The organism is Gymnodinialimonas sp. JB5-7 (genome assembly GCF_055693405.1).
In genome coordinates, this window is record NZ_JBVFUX010000012.1 from 2,009,214 (window position 1) to 2,027,545 (window position 18,332).

Annotated in this window: 15 protein-coding genes and 2 pseudogenes; 12 read left to right on the plus strand and 5 right to left on the minus strand. The window is 63.0% G+C overall.

Annotated features, from left to right (window positions below; translation table 11 throughout):
• Nucleotides 1-3 precede the first annotated feature (3 nt).
• Genes ACZ1HK_RS18820 through ACZ1HK_RS18840 form a run of 5 tightly spaced genes read right to left on the minus strand, consistent with a single transcriptional unit; the run spans nucleotide 4 to nucleotide 5,065 of the window.
• Nucleotides 4-1,065, minus strand: coding sequence for an ABC transporter substrate-binding protein (locus ACZ1HK_RS18820; protein WP_472629977.1), 1,062 nt, complete (start codon nucleotides 1,063-1,065; stop codon nucleotides 4-6).
• The gene (locus ACZ1HK_RS18825; RefSeq protein ID WP_472629978.1) at nucleotides 1,035-2,411 is read right to left on the minus strand and encodes a sensor histidine kinase N-terminal domain-containing protein; all 1,377 of its coding nucleotides are present in this window, start codon (nucleotides 2,409-2,411) and stop codon (nucleotides 1,035-1,037) included. The genes ACZ1HK_RS18820 and ACZ1HK_RS18825 overlap by 31 nt, the downstream gene beginning before the upstream one ends.
• Entirely contained in the window at nucleotides 2,408-3,067 is a 660-nt protein-coding gene (locus ACZ1HK_RS18830) for a response regulator transcription factor (protein ID WP_472629979.1), read from the minus strand. The genes ACZ1HK_RS18825 and ACZ1HK_RS18830 overlap by 4 nt, the downstream gene beginning before the upstream one ends.
• Nucleotides 3,068-3,127: 60 nt before the next feature.
• Nucleotides 3,128-3,736: a DJ-1/PfpI family protein gene (locus ACZ1HK_RS18835; protein WP_472629980.1), complete on the minus strand. Its 609-nt coding sequence runs from the start codon at nucleotides 3,734-3,736 to the stop codon at nucleotides 3,128-3,130.
• Nucleotides 3,737-3,772: 36 nt separating this feature from the next.
• Nucleotides 3,773-5,065: a sensor histidine kinase gene (locus tag ACZ1HK_RS18840; RefSeq protein WP_472629981.1), complete on the minus strand. Its 1,293-nt coding sequence runs from the start codon at nucleotides 5,063-5,065 to the stop codon at nucleotides 3,773-3,775.
• 237 nt (nucleotides 5,066-5,302) lie between these two features.
• Here ACZ1HK_RS18840 and ACZ1HK_RS18845 point away from each other — a divergent pair, with 237 nt between their 5' ends.
• The 12 genes and pseudogenes from ACZ1HK_RS18845 to ACZ1HK_RS18900 all read left to right on the plus strand — a co-directional run bounded on the left by ACZ1HK_RS18845 (nucleotide 5,303) and on the right by ACZ1HK_RS18900 (nucleotide 18,250).
• On the plus strand, nucleotides 5,303-6,280 hold the full coding sequence (locus tag ACZ1HK_RS18845) for a tripartite tricarboxylate transporter substrate binding protein (RefSeq protein WP_472629982.1): 978 nt from the start codon (nucleotides 5,303-5,305) through the stop codon (nucleotides 6,278-6,280).
• A gap of 128 nt (nucleotides 6,281-6,408) precedes the next feature.
• Complete coding sequence (locus ACZ1HK_RS18850) at nucleotides 6,409-6,903, plus strand: tripartite tricarboxylate transporter TctB family protein (RefSeq protein ID WP_472629983.1); 495 nt, start codon at nucleotides 6,409-6,411, stop codon at nucleotides 6,901-6,903.
• A gap of 12 nt (nucleotides 6,904-6,915) precedes the next feature.
• Nucleotides 6,916-8,442: a tripartite tricarboxylate transporter permease gene (locus ACZ1HK_RS18855; RefSeq protein WP_472629984.1), complete on the plus strand. Its 1,527-nt coding sequence runs from the start codon at nucleotides 6,916-6,918 to the stop codon at nucleotides 8,440-8,442.
• Nucleotides 8,432-8,521, plus strand: a pseudogene (locus ACZ1HK_RS18860) (hypothetical protein); the annotation flags it as partial. The gene ACZ1HK_RS18855 and the pseudogene ACZ1HK_RS18860, both read left to right, overlap by 11 nt.
• Before the next feature lie 101 nt (nucleotides 8,522-8,622).
• Nucleotides 8,623-9,633: a CaiB/BaiF CoA transferase family protein gene (locus ACZ1HK_RS18865; RefSeq protein WP_472629985.1), complete on the plus strand. Its 1,011-nt coding sequence runs from the start codon at nucleotides 8,623-8,625 to the stop codon at nucleotides 9,631-9,633.
• Entirely contained in the window at nucleotides 9,630-10,397 is a 768-nt protein-coding gene (locus ACZ1HK_RS18870) for a citryl-CoA lyase (RefSeq protein WP_472629986.1), read from the plus strand. The genes ACZ1HK_RS18865 and ACZ1HK_RS18870 overlap by 4 nt, the downstream gene beginning before the upstream one ends.
• A 138-nt stretch (nucleotides 10,398-10,535) precedes the next feature.
• Nucleotides 10,536-11,417 (plus strand): NAD(P)-dependent oxidoreductase, encoded by an 882-nt coding sequence (locus ACZ1HK_RS18875; RefSeq protein ID WP_472629987.1) that lies wholly within the window; start codon nucleotides 10,536-10,538, stop codon nucleotides 11,415-11,417.
• Between the two features lie 4 nt (nucleotides 11,418-11,421).
• Nucleotides 11,422-12,624 (plus strand): annotated as a pseudogene (locus tag ACZ1HK_RS18880) (endonuclease/exonuclease/phosphatase family protein).
• Nucleotides 12,625-12,654: 30 nt separating this feature from the next.
• Nucleotides 12,655-13,068 carry an aminopeptidase P family N-terminal domain-containing protein gene (locus ACZ1HK_RS18885; RefSeq protein ID WP_472629988.1) on the plus strand — a complete coding sequence of 138 codons (414 nt, stop codon included), beginning with the start codon at nucleotides 12,655-12,657 and terminating at the stop codon, nucleotides 13,066-13,068.
• The gene (locus tag ACZ1HK_RS18890) at nucleotides 13,065-13,796 is read left to right on the plus strand and encodes a M24 family metallopeptidase (RefSeq protein ID WP_472629989.1); all 732 of its coding nucleotides are present in this window, start codon (nucleotides 13,065-13,067) and stop codon (nucleotides 13,794-13,796) included. The genes ACZ1HK_RS18885 and ACZ1HK_RS18890 overlap by 4 nt, the downstream gene beginning before the upstream one ends.
• A 132-nt stretch (nucleotides 13,797-13,928) precedes the next feature.
• Nucleotides 13,929-14,975, plus strand: coding sequence for a tRNA 2-selenouridine(34) synthase MnmH (gene mnmH, locus ACZ1HK_RS18895; RefSeq protein WP_472629990.1), 1,047 nt, complete (start codon nucleotides 13,929-13,931; stop codon nucleotides 14,973-14,975).
• Nucleotides 14,976-15,160: 185 nt separating this feature from the next.
• Nucleotides 15,161-18,250 carry a valine--tRNA ligase gene (locus ACZ1HK_RS18900; RefSeq protein WP_472629991.1) on the plus strand — a complete coding sequence of 1,030 codons (3,090 nt, stop codon included), beginning with the start codon at nucleotides 15,161-15,163 and terminating at the stop codon, nucleotides 18,248-18,250.
• The last annotated feature ends 82 nt before the right edge of the window (nucleotides 18,251-18,332 follow it).

Below are 18,332 nucleotides of genomic sequence, written 5' to 3' on the forward strand. Positions count from 1 at the left end.
TGCTCACTGCTCCATCGCGGCGTCCCAGGCCTCCAGAAAACTCTCACGGTTCAGGCGGTCGAGATACACCATCAGGGCCGGTCCCAAACGGATCGGCCCGAAGGTTGAGGCGGCAACCTCGCCACGCGCCTGCAACGGCGGCAGGACCGGCGCAGGCCCATTGCCCATTCCTTCGCTCAAAAGCGCATCCAGCATCAGACCCGCAGCGCCAACCCGCTCCGCTGTGGCGGGGATCAGCGCGGTGCGCAGCATGACATTCGCAAAATCCTCCAACGGCAGGATCGCAAGCCCCTCATCCAAGCCCAATCGCCCCTCGGCATAAGAGCCAAGCACGTTGTAAGCCAACGCCAATTCGCCAGAGGCGACATCATCGATCATCTGCGAAGAACAACAATAAAGCCGCGCGTCCAGCCGCCCCATCACCTCCGTCAGGCGCCAATAGGCATCAGTGGAACGCGCCTCCTGCGTTGCAAACAGATAGCCCAGGCCACTGGCGCGCAGATCATAGGTGCCAACCCCACCGGCAAACCGGTCGGGGTGATCGCGCAGCAGCGTGACCAGATCGGCGCGCGTGCGGGGCAGGGCAAGCCCCTCAAACCGCTCCGCATTGATCACGATGACGGCGGGTTCTGCCGTGAACGCGAACAGCTGGTCATTCCATCGCGCCCAATCGGGCAGAGCCTGCGTCACCGCGCTGGAATAGCTCTGCGCAAAGCCGTCATTGGCCAGCGCGAATTGCAGGTCCATGGCTGAGGACAACGCCAGATCAAACACAGCCCCGCCTCGGATCGCGCGGTGTAACTCCGCGGATGAGACGGCCACATAATCAATGCCAAGGTCCGGATTTGTGCTTTGAAACCGCAAAAGGAAGGGCTCGAACACATCCAGATCAGCGGTTGAGATCACGCGCAACATGTCCGCGCCTGTGCCTGGATAGGTGCGGCGATCCTCAATCTCGAAATCCTGCGCCCCCACGGCCGAAACGGCGAGGAGGGACGCCAACAGCGGCCCGAGGAGGGGCGCAAACCACCGCCTCATGCGGCGGGCAAGATCAGCGACACACATGCGCCCGCTCCCTCCTCATTGCTGGTCAGATCGAGGCGTCCGCCATGGGCGCGCAGCACTTCGTCGGCGATGGTCAGCCCAAGGCCGGACCCAACCACACCCTCCACCTGATCGCCGCGCCGGAAGCGTTCGGTCAATTGTGTGGCCGATGCCTGCCCAAAGCCCGGGCCCTGATCACGCACCATCACTTGCGCCTCGCCCCCGCCATTGCGGACAGACAGGGTCACGACCGTCTCGGCGGGGGAGTATTTGATCGCATTGTCCAACACATTGCGCAGCGCGTTCTGGATCAGGATCTCATCCCCCTCCGCATGGGCCGGGGCCATATCCAGCGCAATGTCGATATCCTTCATCTGCGCCGTTGGCCGCAGCGCTTCGGCCACATCCCCCACCAGCGCAGGCAGGTCGAGCCGTTCGCGGGTCAGATCGTCGGCGCGGAACGAGACCATGGCATGATCCAGCAATTGCGAGGCCGAGCGGGAGCTTTCGTCAACCGCCCGGATCACCCGGCGCAGCGTCTGCTTCTGGCTCTCTTCCTCGACCGAATGCAGGGCAATCTCCGCCTGCGCGCGCACCACCGCCAACGGCGTGCGCACCCGGTGCGCGGCCTCGGCGATGAAATCCTCTGACCGGCGCAGCGATCCGCCAAGGCGTTCCATCAACCGGTTCAACGCGCGGACCAGCGGCATCAATTCCGGCGGTCCCTGACGTCTGAGCGGGCGCAAATCCGATGGCCCTCGCGTCGCCAGATGCTGCGCCATCGTGTTCAGCGGGCGGAGCGAGGCGCGCACCGCAAAGGCCGCGATCCCCACCGCCAGCACAAACACCATGCCCGACAGGACAGCCGCTTGCCGCGACAGGCCCGCCGCAATTGTCTGCACCCCGTCGCGTGTCTGCGCCAGCGTGACCGTGACAGGCACCGCCGCCCCGTCGCGCTGGATGATCCGTTGCAGGCTGACCGCCCGTACCGTCACGTCGCGGTAGGGCAGGGTCGCAAAGCGCGCCTCGCCCGAGGTCGCTTCCGGCCCCTCCAGATCACCATATCCCGTCAGCACCTCGTCGCCCACCGCCACACGGTAGAACACCCGGTCCTCGCTCAGCGCGCCCAACATCGAGAATGCCGAATAGGGCAGCTCCAGCCGGATCTCGCCCCCTTCGGAGCGGAGCGTTTCCGCAATCGATGTGGCCGAGGCCGCGAGGATATTGTCCTGCGTCCGCCCCGCCGCCTCACGGGCAAACGACGTCACCATGTACCAGCTGACCAGCGCCAGGATCGCAACCATTGCCGCCAGAAACAGCGTCAGCCGCCGGGCGATCGACCAGCGTTCCGAGACTCCGCCGCTCATGTATCCATCCGGTAGCCAAGTCCACGCACCGTCTCGATCCGCACGCCAACCCCGTCCAGCTTCTTGCGCAACCGGCCCACGTAAACCTCGATGGCGTTCTCCGTCACATCCGCCTCAAGGCTGAAGAGGCGGTCCAGCAATTGCCCCTTGGATAGGATCTGCCCCTGCGCGCGGGCGAACACCTCCAACAGGCGCAATTCCCGGTTGCGCAGGTCCAGCACCTGGCCACCATGCCGCAACGTGCCAGCCATGGGGTCGAATACGGCCTCGCCCAAGGTGATCTCGTTCTTCGCCGCGCCGCCGCGACGGCGCAGAACAGCCCGGCACCGCGCCTCCAACTCACTGAAATCAAAGGGCTTCGTGATGTAATCGTCGGCGCCTTGGTCCAGCGCGCCCACCCGGTCGCTGATCTGGCTGCGCGCGGTCAGCACGATCACCGGCGTCTCGAGGTGATCGCGGTGGTGGCTCAGGAATTCGCGCCCGTCTCCATCCGGCAGCATCACGTCCAGCAGGATCAGGTCGTAATCGGCCACGGCCAGACAATCCTCCGCCGCGCCAAGCGTGCCGGCATGGTCCACGGCATGGCCATCCAGCCCCAGCCGCTGCACCACCGCCTCGGCCAGTTCCGCATTGTCTTCGACCAATAGAAACCGCATCCGGCCCTCCCTCACGCGCGAGAGTGCCGTTGCCATTCATCCGACGCAACTGTCCAGATGTCAGACCAGCCCGGCCATGGCCGCAAAGGGATCGTGGTCCGGGTCATCGTTCCAGATGTACTCCGACCCCTCGGCCATCTCATCGGCCGCTGCGCGCCCGAACAAATCCGCCGCGGCCGCCAGCGCCATGTCCATGCCCGCCGATACACCGGATGAGGTGAAGAATTTTCCATCCTGCACCCAGCGGGCCTGTTTCACCCACTCCACTTTGGGGGCCAGATGCACCGTGTCGTTGAAGTCGAGCTTGTTCGTCGTCGCGCGCTTGCCGTCCAACACACCCGCCATGCCAAGCACAATGGTGCCCGTGCAAACCGCCATCACGCGTTCCGCCTTGGCCGAGGTTTCTGCAATCCACCCCAGAAAATCCGCGTCCTTCGCCGCGTCCAGGGCCGAGTCGCCGCCCGGCACAAACAGAAGTTCATAGTCGCTGCTCTCTGCCAGCGTCCGGTCCGGCACGATCCGCTGCCCATGGCGGCTTGGCACCGGATCAAGCGTCATCGCAACGGTCACAACCTCAATCTCGTCCCGAAACCCGCCGAGCATCTCGATCGGCCCGAAATAGTCGAGGGTCTGGAACCCCGGAAATAAAAGCGCTGCCATTTTGCGCATATCAGGCCCCTTTTTTGATGAATGTCCTCGCCCGGATCAACCGGCCGACCGCGCCAATTGGCCCTGCGATCCGTCAGACCGCAGCGGCAGGCGCAGCGAAAAGACCGCGCCCTTGCCGGGGCCGTCGCTGGCCGCCGTCACGTCGCCGCCATGGGCCCGCGCGATCTGCCGCACATTGCTCAGTCCAAGGCCCGTGGCACTTTCACCACCGGTCGGCTTGGCCGAGAGGATCTGAAACGCCCCGAACGCGTGGCTCAGATCGCTCTGCGTCATGCCCTGACCCTGGTCCTGCACATGGACCGTGACCGCCCCATGGCCGACCTCGACGCGAGCTGTGATCTCGGTGGCGGGCGGCGAATATTTCACCGCATTGCCGATCAGGTTGTCGATGGCCTCCAGGCACAGCGTTTCATCCAGCAGCGCCATGACAGGGCCATCCGCCTCCAGCCGTATCGCGATGTCCTTGCGCGCTGCATCCTCAGCGTTGTTGCTGACCGCCTGACGCACCAGCGAGGTTGCGTCGGTCTCACGCGGGCGGATCGCAATCCGCGCGCTCTCGCTCCGGCACCGGGCCAGCGTGGCATCAATGATCCCCGAAAGCCGGTCGGCATTCGCCATGATCTTCTCGAACTCCACTTCGGCTTTTTCGGCGTCAAACCGGCCGTTGCTAAGCCGCGCCTGCATCAACTCGACCTTTGCGACAATCGCAGCCAACGGGTTGCGGATGTCATGGGCCACCATACCCATCACCGAGGTCTTGAACTGATTGGCTTCGTGCAGGGCCTGATTGCGCAATTCCATCGACTCGTTGAGCGACTGCAGACGGTCAATCAACTGTTCACGCTCTGCGATCAGCGTCTTGTGCCGCATCTCGGCCTCTATCCGTGCGCCAAAGATCTTTACGATGTCCGTGGCCATCTGCGGCATGACAATCGGCGATTCCGAGAAGACGGCAAAGTTGCCGACAACCCGATTTTCATGGTCGCGAATGGGGACGCCCACATAGCCTTCCCAGCCGCTTTCGCGCGGGAATTGTTGGGCCAAAGCCCGCGGAACCGTGAACGTTTCTCCGCGGTAGACACAATGGCAGGGCGTGCCTTGAAGGTTATAGGCAATGCCCGCCTTCGGCATGCCATCCTTCAGCGCATAGGTTGCTTCTGCACGGGTGGCGGGGTTGCCATTCCCGACGGTCACCAGAACCATCCGGGCATCCATGGCACGGCGCAGGGCAAAGACGACACGTTCCAGAAACGCCGTCCCGATCTCACCGCCAACTTCGTTGGCAAGCGCCGAAAGCAGGGCCGCGCTCAGTGCCTCAACGTCGCTCAAGACCACTCCTCCATTTGGGGCACCGGACTTGGAAAAGCTACGCCATTCGATCCTTTGAAGTCCAGCGTCACCGCCCAGCGTCCGTGGACCGGCACACACGTGCCTGCGCCTTTCCCGATCCGTCCTCTAAGCTAGAGCGCCGGGTTCACCTGTCCATGTCAGGCTTCTGTCAGCTTCACATGCAACGAGATCCCCCAAGGACGGTGGAGGACCGTCCAACTATGGGAGGAAAACCAAATGAAATTCACACGTCGCGTTATGATGACGGCGGCCGCCGCTATGGTGGCATTTTCCGGTGCAGCACAGGCTGACGGGCACCAGGTGCTCGAAGAGCTGCACTTCCTGATCCCCGGCGGCGCCGGTGGCGGCTGGGATGGCACCGCGCGTGGCACCGGTGAGGCGCTGACAGGCGCTGGCCTCGTTGGCACCGCATCCTACGAGAACATGTCCGGTGGCGGCGGCGGTGTGGCCATCGCCCACCTGATCGAGAATGCCGACAGCATGGGCAACACGATGATGGTGAATTCCACCCCAATCGTTATACGTTCGCTGACGGGTGTGTTCCCGCAAAGCTTCCGTGACCTGACGCTTGTGGCCGGCACCATCGGTGACTACGCCGCCCTCGTCGTTGGCGCAGACAGCGAAATCCAGGACATGGCAGGGCTTGTGGCGGCCTATGAAGCCGATGCAGGCGCCTTCGCCATCGGCGGCGGCTCCGTGCCCGGCGGCATGGACCACCTTGTCGCTGCCATGGCCATGCAGGCCGCAGATCAGGACCCGACCGGGTTCAGCTATGTCGCCTATGATGCAGGCGGGGCCGCAATGGCAGCCCTTCTCTCGGGTGAGATCCAGGCACTTTCCACCGGCTTCTCGGAAGCCGTGGCACTGGCTCAGCAGGGCGAAGTCCGCATCATCGGTGTGACCGCAGCGGATCGTGTCGACACCTTCGCCGACGCGCCTACGATGATGGAGCAGGGCCTCGACGTGGAATTCGTCAACTGGCGCGGCTTCTTCGCCGCACCCGGTCTGGATGATGCAACCGTCGAAAGCATGCGCGCCGCCATCGCTGCGATGTACGACACCCCCGAATGGGAAGAAGTTCGTGCCCGCAACGGTTGGGTGAACATCCACAACCCCGGTGCCGATTTTGAGGCCTTCCTCGAAGCACAGGAACAGCAGATCGGTGATCTGATGCGCACTCTAGGGTTCCTGTAAATCCATTATGGCGCGCGGGGCTCACTCGCGCGCCACGACCCGGGCTGAAGCCCGGCCTACATCACGTCGTGGACCGGGCCTTGGCCCGGGACCACCAAAACACTTCAAACACCGGAAGGAGGCCCCCAATGGCGCTCGATCGCTGGATCGCGCTGGTCTTCGTGGCACTCTGCGTGCTCTACGGCTATGCCGCGTTCTTCACCATGGACCACCTGTTGCCGCCCTTTATGCAGCGCAACCCGGTCTGGCCCTCGACCTTCCCCAAAATCCTGTCGATCTGCGGCGTGATCGTCGGCCTCGTCGTGCTGCTCGGCATTGAAAAGCAGAGCACCGAGAAAGAGCCTTCGGCCACCGACATCAACTACCGCAATCTCGGCCAGTATCACATCGGTCAGGCGCTCGCCCTTCTGGGGCTGATGGTCGCCTACGCGCTATGCTTGCGTCCGCTTGGCTTCATCGCCTCAACGATCCTGTTTCTCAGCCTTGGCGCCACGGTTCTGGGGGAACGTAAGTTCCACTACCTCATCCCCATTGCCGCCGTGGCGACCTTCTTCGTGTGGTATCTGGTGCAAGAGGTGCTCGGCATCTTCCTGCGGCCCTGGCCCACATTTCTCGTGAATTGAGGGAGGTTCGTCATGCTTGAAGGTCTCATGATCGGCCTGTCCACGGCCATCAACCCGTTCAACCTGATGATGGTCGTCTTCGGATGCATCATCGGCACATTCATCGGCATGCTGCCCGGCCTCGGGCCGATGTCCATCATCGCCATCATGATCCCCGTGGCGATCACGCTTGGCGATCCCACCGCCGCGCTGATCCTGCTGGCGGGCGTCTATTACGGGGCCATCTTTGGTGGCTCCACCTCCTCGATCCTGCTGAACGCGCCGGGGGTCGCGGGCACGGTGGCCACCAGCTTCGATGGCTATCCGATGGCGCAAAAGGGCATGGCGGGCAAAGCGCTCACCATCGCGGCCGTCTCTTCCTTCGCGGGCGGCACAATCGGCGCGATCCTCCTGATGGTCTTCGCCCCGATGCTCTCGTCGGTGGCACTCCTGTTCCACTCCGCCGAATACTTCGCGCTGATGGTCGTGGGCCTCTCGGCCATCGCCGCCTTCGCGGGCACAGGCCAAGTCGGCAAGGCGCTGATGATGACGCTTCTGGGCCTGATCATGGCGACCGTCGGCGAAGGTGCGCAATTCAACATGCCCCGCTTCACGATGGGCCTGATGGACCTGCAATCGGGCTTCTCCTTCATCACGCTGGCCATGGCGATGTTCGCCCTGCCCGAGGCGATCTTCCTGGTGATGAACCCGGCCCGCTCGGCCCAAGGCTCTGACGGCGCATCAGGCGGCAAGATCACCAACCTGCGCTTCAGCCGCGAGGAAGGGCGCAAGATGATCCCCGTCATTGGCCGGCAATCGGTGCAAGGCTTCTTCATCGGCGTCCTGCCTGGGGCAGGGGCCACCATCGCCTCGTTCCTGGGCTACGCGGTCGAACGCAACATCGCGCCAAAGGGCGAGCAGGAGGAGTTCGGCAAAGGCTCCATCAAGGGCCTCGCAGCGCCCGAAACCGCCAACAACGCCGCCTGTACCGGCTCCTTCGTGCCACTCCTGACGCTTGGCATCCCGGGCTCCGGTACAACGGCGATCCTTCTGGGTGCCCTCATCGCGCTCAACGTGACGCCCGGCCCCCGCCTGATGACGGATGAGCCGCAGGTCTTCTGGGCCGTCATCATCTCGATGTATATCGGCAACCTGGTTCTCCTGATCCTGAACCTGCCGCTGATCCCCTATATCGCCAAGATCCTCGCAATCCCGCGCAACTACCTGATCCCGTTCATTTTGTTCTTCACCCTGATGGGGGCCTATATCGGGCAGAACAATTCGACGGAGCTTTTGATCCTCGTGGGCTTTGGCGTGGTGGCCACGATCCTACGCTTTGCGGACTATCCGCTGGCACCGCTTCTGATCGGCTTCATCCTCGGCACGATGCTTGAGGATAACCTGTCCCGCTCCATGCAGCTGGCGCAGGGCTTCGGGTTCATCTTCGACCGGCCCATGGCCCTGGGTCTGCTGATCCTGGCCGCCGTTCTGGTGCTGCTGCCAAGCTACCGCGCGCGCCGCGCCCGCAAGCGGGCCGAAGGCGTGGCAGATGGCGACTGAAGCGACCTCACCTGCACCCCTGTCCGGGGTACGGGTGCTCGACCTCACCAATGTGCTGGCGGGTCCCTTTGCCTGCCATCAACTGGCCCATCTGGGGGCGGAGGTCATCAAGGTCGAAACCCCAGGTCGGGGCGATCTGGCTCGCAACCTCGGGGCTTCCCCGACCTCAGCGCGCAGGGCATGGGCATCTCCTTCCTCGCCCAAAACGCGGGCAAGACATCCATTACGCTCAACCTCAAACATGCATCCGGCAAAGAGGCCCTCAAACGCCTCGTCGCCAGTGCTGATGTCCTTGTCGAAAACTTCCGCCCCGGTGTGATGGCCCGCCTCGACCTCAGCTACGACACCCTGCGCGAAACCAACCCTGCTCTGATCTACTGCGCCATCTCCGGCTTCGGCCAAGACGGCCCCATGGCCGCGCAACCCGCCTATGATCAGATCATCCAAGGCGCGTCCGGCGTGATGTCCATCACCGGCCACGACACGCCCACCCGCGTGGGCTACCCGCTGTCGGACACCATCGGCGGCCTCACCGCCGCCATGGCCATCACCGCCGCCCTCAACGCCAATCCGCGCGGCAGCTTCATCGATGTGAGCATGCTGGAGGCCACGCTCGCCACCATGGGCTGGGTCGTCTCAAACCACCTGATTGGCGGCGCAACACCCCAGGCGCACGGCAACGAGAACCCAACGTCTGCTCCTTCTGGCACGTTCCAGGCGCTCGACGCGCCCCTTAACATCGCCGCCAACAAGGATGAGCAATGGCAGGCGCTCGCGTCCCTCCTCGGTCGGTCCGACCTCTTGGCAGATGCCCGCTTTGCAACGCGTGAAGACCGCAAGGCCAACCGCCACGCCCTGCGGGCCGAGCTGGAAACGGTGCTTACCGGCCAAACCGCCGCGCATTGGGTCGAAGCCTTGAATGCCCATGGCATCCCCGCTGGCCCCGTCCTGACTGTCCCGCAAATCCTGTCCCACCCGCAAATCGCGGATCGCGGCTTGATCGCGCGCTTCGATCCGCCAAGCCTTGATCAAAGCATAGACGTCGTGACCACCGGCTTCCGCATGGACGACACGCGGCCGTCCGTGGCAACCCCGCCGCCCGCCCTCGGCGAGCACACACACGACATCCTGCGCGATCTGGGCTACGCAGAGGCGGACATCCAAAGGATGACCGAGGAGGGCGCGATATGAGCGATGTGTCAGATTGGTGGCGCACCAAGATCATCGACATGGAACCTGGCCGCATCGACCTGCGCGGCACGCCCGTTCAAGACCATATCGGCAATCGCAGCTTTGCCGAAATGATCTGGCTGATGGTCATGGGCGAAGAAATCAACGGCCCCCGCGCGGCGCTCTTCGAGGCGGCGCTTGTCGCTGCCGTCGACCATGGCCCGCAAGCCCCCTCCATCGCCGCCGCCCGTATGGCCACCACCTGCGGTGTCGGCCTCAACAATGCCATGGCCACTGGCCTCAACATGCTGGGTGATGTGCACGGCGGGGCAGGGGAACAGGCCGTGGCCCTCTACCATCATGTCGAGCGGGCAGGCCCGGAAAACATCGCCTCCACCCTCGGCACATGGCGCGCGCAGAAAGGGCCGTACCTTCCGGGCTTTGGGCATCGCTTTCACAAACCCACCGACCCGCGCGCTCCGCGCCTGCTGCAATTGGTCGATGAGTGCGCTGAGACAGGCTCCGTCCCCGGGGCCTATGCCATGATCGGCCGCGCGATCGAGGCACATCTGGCCGAGGAAAAGGGCCGACCCGTGCCTATGAACATCGACGGGGCCACGGCGGTGATTTTTGCGGAATTGGGCTGCCCCGCGCCACTCGCGCGCGGGTTCTTCTGCCTGTCGCGCTCGGTCGGCATCCTTGCCCATGCCTGGGAGCAGTCTGAGCAGGGCGGACGCAACAAGGGCCCGACCCCGCCGGGCTATCGCTGGACATTTGACGGGTAGAGGGGGCGCTGCCCCCGTCCTGCGGACTCCCCTGAGGTATTTTTGAAACAAGGAAGACGAGACCTGGCCCGTGTCGGACGCTAGACACCACCGCCGTGCCTGCTACGTTCCGCGCAACTTTTATTGGCGGAGGCTCCCATGGCGAAACTGGCATTCCTTGGACTTGGCGTGATGGGCTACCCCATGGCCGCGCATCTTATGGGCGCGGGCCATGACGTGACGGTCTACAATCGCACCACACACAAGGCCGAGAGGTGGGCGTCCGAGATCGGCGGCGGTTTCGCATCGACGCCGCGCGAGGCGACGGATGGCGCGGACTTTGTCATGGCCTGTGTCGGCAATGACGATGATTTGCGGAGCGTCGTTCTGGGCGATGACGGCGCACTTGCCGGCATGAAAGAGGGGGCGATCTTTGTCGACCACACCACCGTATCGGCGATCGTCACCAAGGAACTTGCCGCAGTTGCGTCCGATCAGGGCGTGGGCTGGGTCGACGCTCCCGTCTCAGGCGGGCAGGCAGGCGCCGAAAACGGCCAACTCGCCATCATGTGCGGCGGCGAAGCCGCGCATTTTGAGGCGGCAAAACCCGTCATCGCCGCCTATTCCAAGGCAAGCGTGCATTTCGGGCCTGTCGGATCCGGCCAGTTGGTCAAGATGATCAACCAGGTCTGCATCGCGGGCGCGATCCAGGCGGTTTCCGAAGGCCTCTACATGGCCATGAAAGCCGGGCTGGACGCCAAGCAGGTAGCCGACCTCGTCAGCCAGGGCGCGGGCGGGTCCTGGCAGCTGGCCAACCGCGCGGGCACCATGGTCGACAATGAATTCAACCACGGCTTTGCGGTGGATTGGATGCGCAAGGACCTCGGCATTGCCTTGGCGCAGGGCAAGGATATGGGCCTGTCGCTGCCCGTGACCGCCATGGTCGACCAGTTCTACGCCGAAGTGCAGCAACTGGGCGGCGGGCGGTGGGATACGTCCAGCCTGATCCAACGCTTCCGCAAAATGAATGACGAGATCTGAGCGCGTGCCCGATTTCTCAATCGCCAGCTTCAACGTGAAAAACCTGATTGGGCCGGATCAGGAATACTACCGCTTCCAGTCCTACACGCCCGAGGAATATGCCTGGAAGGAAGATTGGCTCGCCGACCAACTCCTGACCATGGACGCCGATATCATCGGCTTTCAGGAGATTTTCGAGGAAGCCCCCTTCAAGCCGTCATCGCGGAGACCTCGCGCCGTGCGCGGGAGTTAAACGCCGCCACCATCCCCGACCGCTCCAAGCGCTACCATCGCAAGGCGATCTTCCGGAAGCTCGCCGTCGCGCCCTACGATGACGCAACGCTCGCCTTCGCCCCCAACGCTGCCGATACAGGGGAGCCCGGCCAACGCCGCCCCGGCGTCGCAATCCTGTCGCGCAACGGCTTTGCCGAGCCGCCCCAGATCATCCAGGACCTTCCCGCACCGCTCGATATCCCTTTCGCCCCCCTACGTGGGTTCGAGAATGACGAGGCCGGCTTTTTCGCCTTCGCCGCCTGTCGCGCCCAATTCTAAAGGCGCGCATCCCCGTGGGCGACACCATCCTTACCGTCTTCAACTGCCACCTGAAATCAAAACTGGGCGAGCAGATCACGCCCGAAGGCGCGGCCTATCCCCCCGCCAATGACCTGACCAATTACGACCCCACCGCCCGCGCCCTGGGCAGCCTGCGTGCCGGCCTGCGCCGAATGGCCGAGGCCTGGGTGCTGCGCCGCGCCATCGTGGATGAACTGACCCAAGGCCACCCGGTCATGGTGCTCGGCGATTTCAACGACAGCGAACACGCCGTCTCCTCCGAGATCATAACCGGCGAGACGCCCTTCAAGAACTACCAATGGATGCTCCGCCACGACGCCCAGACCCCGCGCGACCGCTATTCCGAGGAAGACCACATCCAGATCACCGAGGATATCGAGGCCGTCCGTCTGCATTCCGCCGAAAGCCTCTTCGCCCGCAAATCCCGCCGCGACATGGTCTACACCTCCGCCTTTGGCGGCGTGTACGAGAGCATCGACCAGATCTTCATGTCAGCCGCCACTTCCTGCCCGAGAACCCGGATCGGATCGGCGAGATGGATTACTTCTCCGTCCTCAACGACCACCTGACCGACGGCTCCCACCCCGAGGCGCCCTACAACAAGCTCGCCTCAGACCATGGCCAGATCATCGCGCACATGCGCATGCGGGGATGAGGCCCCGATGCCCTGCGACGGGATGCTGACATGAGCCTTTTTCACGACCGGATGCAGGCATTCCGCGCGCAGCTTTCGGACCATGGCATCGACGTGGCCCTGATCACCGATGACGATAACGTTTACTACCTGACGGGCTATTACGATTACCTGCATATGGAATTCGGACGCCCCACAATCCTTGTCGTTCAGCCTGACGAGGCTAGCGTTCTGATCACCCCCACCATCGACCTCAATACCGCCAAATCCGCGGCTCGGGTTGACCGCATCGCGCCGTGGAACGATGGCATGGGCGACGAATGGCGCGGCGATCTGCCCGCGCTCCTTAAGGGGCGTGTCGCCATTGAACCCGCGCATATGCCCGCCCTGTCCGGTCTTATGTCGATGCGCAGACAGGTGGCGAATATGCAGATGCGGCGGCGATCCTTGCGCGGATGCGCATGATCAAATCACCTGAGGAGTTGCAAATGGCCCGCCATGCGAGCGAGGTCGCGAATGCCATGATGGCAGCGGGGCGCGCCGCCATTGGCGACGGCGTGCCGGAATTCGAGGTTGCCCTCGCCACTACGCAGGCCGGTACCCGCAAGGCGGCGCAGCTTCTGGCGGATCATTACACCGACGCAGACATGTCGCCTAACATGCATTTCCTGCAAATCATGGCGACTGGCGATACGATCACCAAAACCCACCATCGCGCGTCCACCCGCGTGATGCGCCATGGGGATCCTGCTTTCCTTTGCTTCTGTGGCATGACGAATTTCCACCGCTTCAAACTGGGCTTCGACCGCACCTTCTGGATCGGAGAGGTCTTCGACACGTCGCAGATCGCGGTCTACGAGGTCGCCGTTGCCAGCCAGCAGGCCGCGCTCGCCGCGCTCCGCCCCGGTGTAACCGCCGAAAGCGTCCACGCAGCCTATGCCGAGGTCATTCAGGGCGCGGGCTATGAATATCCCTTCCGCTGTGGCCGCTCGACCGGGTTCAGCTTTCTTGAGACACCGCAGCTTGTGACCGGTGATACGACCGTGATCCAACCCGGCATGGTCCTGGCCGTCGACGGCTCCGTCTCGGTCGACACCTTCCGCGCCCAGGTGGGTGACAGTGTGATCGTGACAGAAGACGGGTGGGAGGCTTTGACAGATCACCCCAAAGAGGTCGAGGATGTGATCCTGTAAGGCGCTGAAATCGAGGTGAATGAAGAGTTGATGGTTTTCCATTTCTCATAGCTTTCCATGGCATAGCCCCCGGTCACACGCGTGCAACCCGCGCCCTTTGACCCCAGCCCCATTCTCCCCTAAGCCGCTCCCATGGCCTTCCCCCTCACCGATCTGCCCTCGCTTCGCGCCCAGGGCTTCGACACCATCATCGACGTCCGCTCGCCCGCCGAATTCGCTGAGGATCACGTGCCCGGCGCGGTCAATATGCCCGTCCTGTCGAACGAAGAACGCAGCGTCGTCGGCACCATCTACGTGCAGGAAAGCCCCTTCAAAGCCCGCAAGATCGGCGCGGCGCTTGTCGCCCGCAACGCCGCCACCGCGATCGAGCAGCACATGATGCACCACGATGGCGGCTGGCGACCGCTTGTCTATTGCTGGCGTGGCGGGCAGCGCTCGGGCAGCTTCACCTCGATCCTTCAACAGATTGGCTGGCGTGCCGAAACTCTGCAAGGCGGCTACCAATCCTGGCGTCGTCATGTCGTGGCCGAGCTCTACGATGGCACGCTGCCCTTCAAGGTCATCCGCCTCGACGGTCTCACCGGCACCGCGAAAACCGATGTCCTCAAAGCCGCCGCGACCCACGGCGCGCAGGTCCTCGACCTTGAAGGCCTCGCCAACCATCGCGGCTCCATCCTCGGCGACATCAATGGCGACCAACCGGCCCAGAAAGGGTTCGAAAGCCGGATCCTCGAAACCCTCTCCACCCTCGATCCGTCCCGCCCGCTCCTGATCGAGGCCGAATCCGCTCGCATCGGCACCCTCCGCCTTCCACCCGCGCTCTGGGCCGCGATGAAGAACAGCCCCCGCATCGTGCTGGAGGCCACGCCCGAGAACCGCGCCCGATACCTGTCCACCCAATACGCCCCCCTTGTCGCCACTCCCGATGCGCTGATCTCCCGCCTGGACCACCTGCGCCAGCTCGCGGGTCACGCCACCGTGGAAAAGTGGATCGCCCATCTGCAAAACGGTGAAACCCAGGCCCTTGCCCACGCGCTCATCACCGACCACTACGACCCCGCCTACCGCCGCCTGCGCCGCTCCGATGAAACCCCGGTCACCGCGACCCTCGACATGGGCGATCTTGGCGAAGAAGCGATCATGCGGGTCGCCAGCAATCTGGCCGCGCGTCTGAGCTGAGATGCGTTCACCTGAACGAAGTTTTACCCGCCCGCGACCAAGCCCGGAAATGCGTTCACTTGAACGCAGTTTTCGAAAAATATGCGTCCAGATGAACGCATCTCCGTTCAAATGAACGCATCTCCCTTCACCTCGGCGCTTGCATCGGCTACCTGACGGGCCACACCCGCAGATGGACAAGACGCATGGAAAAGTCATTCAACGCCGCCGAGGCCGAGGCCCGCATCTCAAGCATGTGGCAGGCCCGCAATTGCTTTGCCGCTGGCGCGAATTGGGACGGAAAATCAGACGCTTACTCGATCATGATTCCGCCGCCCAACGTCACGGGCGTCCTCCATGTGGGCCACGCCTTCAACAACACGCTGCAAGACGTCCTGATCCGTTGGCACCGCATGCGCGGCTTCGACACGCTCTGGCAACCGGGAACGGACCACGCGGGCATCGCCACGCAAATGGTCGTTGAACGCGAGCTCGCGAAGTCCCAAATCCAGCGTAAAGGCTTGAGTCGAGAGGAATTTCTGGACCACGTCTGGGCCTGGAAAAAGCAATCCGGCGGCACGATCATTGAGCAGTTGAAGCGCCTCGGCGCCTCCTGCGACTGGTCGCGTGAGGCGTTCACCATGTCCGGCGCGCCCAACGCGCCCGAAGGCGAAGAGGGCAATTTCCACGATGCCGTCATCCGCGTCTTCGTCGACATGTACAATAAGGGTCTGATTTATCGGGGAAAAAGGCTGGTCAACTGGGACCCGCATTTCGAAACTGCGATCTCGGATCTTGAGGTCGAGAATACCGACGTCGCGGGCCATATGTGGCATTTCAAATACCCGCTCGCTGATGGCCAAACCTATGAATATGTTGAAAAAAACGAGGACGGAGAGGTCACGTTGCGCGAAACGCGCGACTACATCTCCATCGCCACAACGCGGCCCGAAACCATGCTCGGCGACGGCGCGGTTGCGGTCCATCCGGATGACGAACGCTATGCGCCAATTGTCGGAAAACTCTGCGAAATTCCGGTTGGCCCCAAGGAACATCGCCGACTGATCCCGATCATCACCGATGAATACCCGGACATGAATTTCGGCTCCGGTGCCGTGAAAATCACTGGCGCGCATGATTTCAACGACTACGAAGTCGCCAAGCGCGGCAGCATTCCCTGCTATCGTTTGCTCGACACCAAAGGCGCGCTCCGTGAAGACGGCGCGCCTTACGCAGAGGCCGCAAAAATCGCGCAAGCCGTTGCAAATGGGGAGAAAACTCTGGGCGAGATGGAGGTTGATGCCCTCAACCTCGTCCCCGATCACCTGCGCGGCTTGGACCGGTTCGACGCCCGCGAAAAGGTTGTGGCGGAGATCACCGCCGAGGGCCTCGCCGTCATGACCACCTCCGACGATCCGCGTCTGGGGGGCAAGAAAAAGAAGGGTGAGGACGAGGAAATCACGACCGTCCCGCTGGTCGAGGCCAAGCCCATCACTCAGCCCTTCGGCGACCGCTCCAAGGTCGTGATCGAGCCGATGCTGACCGACCAATGGTTTGTAGATACAGCAAAAATCGTCGGCCCCGCCCTCGACGCCGTCCGCGACAGCCGCGTTCGCATCATGCCCGAACAGCACCGGAAGGTGTATTTCCACTGGCTGGAGAATATCGAGCCCTGGACCATCTCTCGCCAGCTGTGGTGGGGCCACCAGATCCCGGTTTGGTACGGGCCAAAGCTGCTGGACCTGCACGGCAAGCAATACACAAGCTTCGCGCAAGGCGACATTCAGATGTTCTGTGCACCCTCAAAAGAAGAATTGCGACAACAGACTTTTGCCTACTATGGGCGCGAAGTCGTCGAAATGGGTGTTTGGAAAGGGAACCGAGTAGAACTGCATGAACCACTCGAACCTGGCGGCAAGACCAATGTGCCGATCGGAGGTGGAGGGGTAGAGCTTCCCGCAGATCCCACGGTTCCGGTGTCCATATTCCGCGACCCCGACGTCCTCGACACCTGGTTCTCCTCCGGTCTCTGGCCCATCGGCACGCTTGGTTGGCCCGAGCAAACGCCTGAACTGCAACGCTATTTCCCGACGTCCACGCTGATCTCCGGCTTCGACATCATCTTTTTCTGGGTCGCCCGGATGATGATGATGCAACTCGCCGTCGTCGATGACATCCCCTTCAAGGACGTCTACGTCCACGCCCTTGTCCGTGACGAGAAGGGCAAGAAGATGTCGAAGAGCACCGGCAACGTGCTCGACCCGCTCGAACTCATCGACGAATACGGCGCCGATGCTGTGCGTTTCACGCTGACCTCCATGGCCGCCATGGGCCGCGACCTGAAGCTCTCCAAGGACCGCATCGCGGGCTACCGGAACTTCGGCACCAAGCTCTGGAACGCCGCGCGCTTTGCGGAGATGAATGAATGCAAGCCGAGTGCTGACTTCGACCCCGCGAGCGTCACTCAAACGGTCAACAAGTGGATCGTCGGCGAAACCGCCCGCGCGCGGTTGGCTCATGATGAAGCCCTTGAAAACTATCGCTTTAACGACGCCGCTAACGGCCTCTACCAGTTCGTCTGGGGCAAAGTCTGCGACTGGTATCTGGAATTTGCCAAGCCGCTCTTCGCATCTGGCGACGACGCCGTTATCGCCGAAACCCGCGCCACAATGGCCTGGGTCATCGACCAATGCATGATCCTTTTGCACCCCACCATGCCCTTCATCACCGAAGAGCTTTGGGCCGAGATCGCGACCCGCGACAAACCCCTCGTGCACGCCGATTGGCCCGCCTATGGCGCGGAGTTAATTGATGACGCCGCCGAGAAGGAAATGCGCTGGGTGATCGGGCTGATCGAGGAAATCAGGTCGGTCCGCGCGCAGATGCATGTGCCGGCAGGCCTCAAATGCCAGCTTCTGCAAGCTGACCTCGACGATGCCGGGCAGGGGGCTTTCGCCCGCAACGCCGCGATGATCGAACGGCTCGCGCGCCTCAGCGAAGTCACCCCAACCGACACGCTGCCAAAGGGCGCTGTGACGATTGCCGTTGATGGCGGTACCTTCGCGCTGCCCATCGCCGATCTGATCGACGTGGCCGAAGAAAAGGCGCGGCTTGAGAAAACCCTTGGCAAACTCGCCAAGGAGTTGGGCGGGCTACGCGGGCGGGTGAACAACCCCAAATTCGCCGAAAGCGCGCCGCCCGAAGTGGTTGAGGAAACAAAGGAAAACCTCGCCGCCCGCGAAGAGGAGGAGGCGCGGCTGAAGGAGGCGCTTGCGAGACTTTCTGAGGTGGCATGACACTCAGCACACAAGGCACACGTCTGTTAATGCAAACCAAGACGGCTTTGGCCGCGGGTGATGCAGAACTTGCGGATGCCCT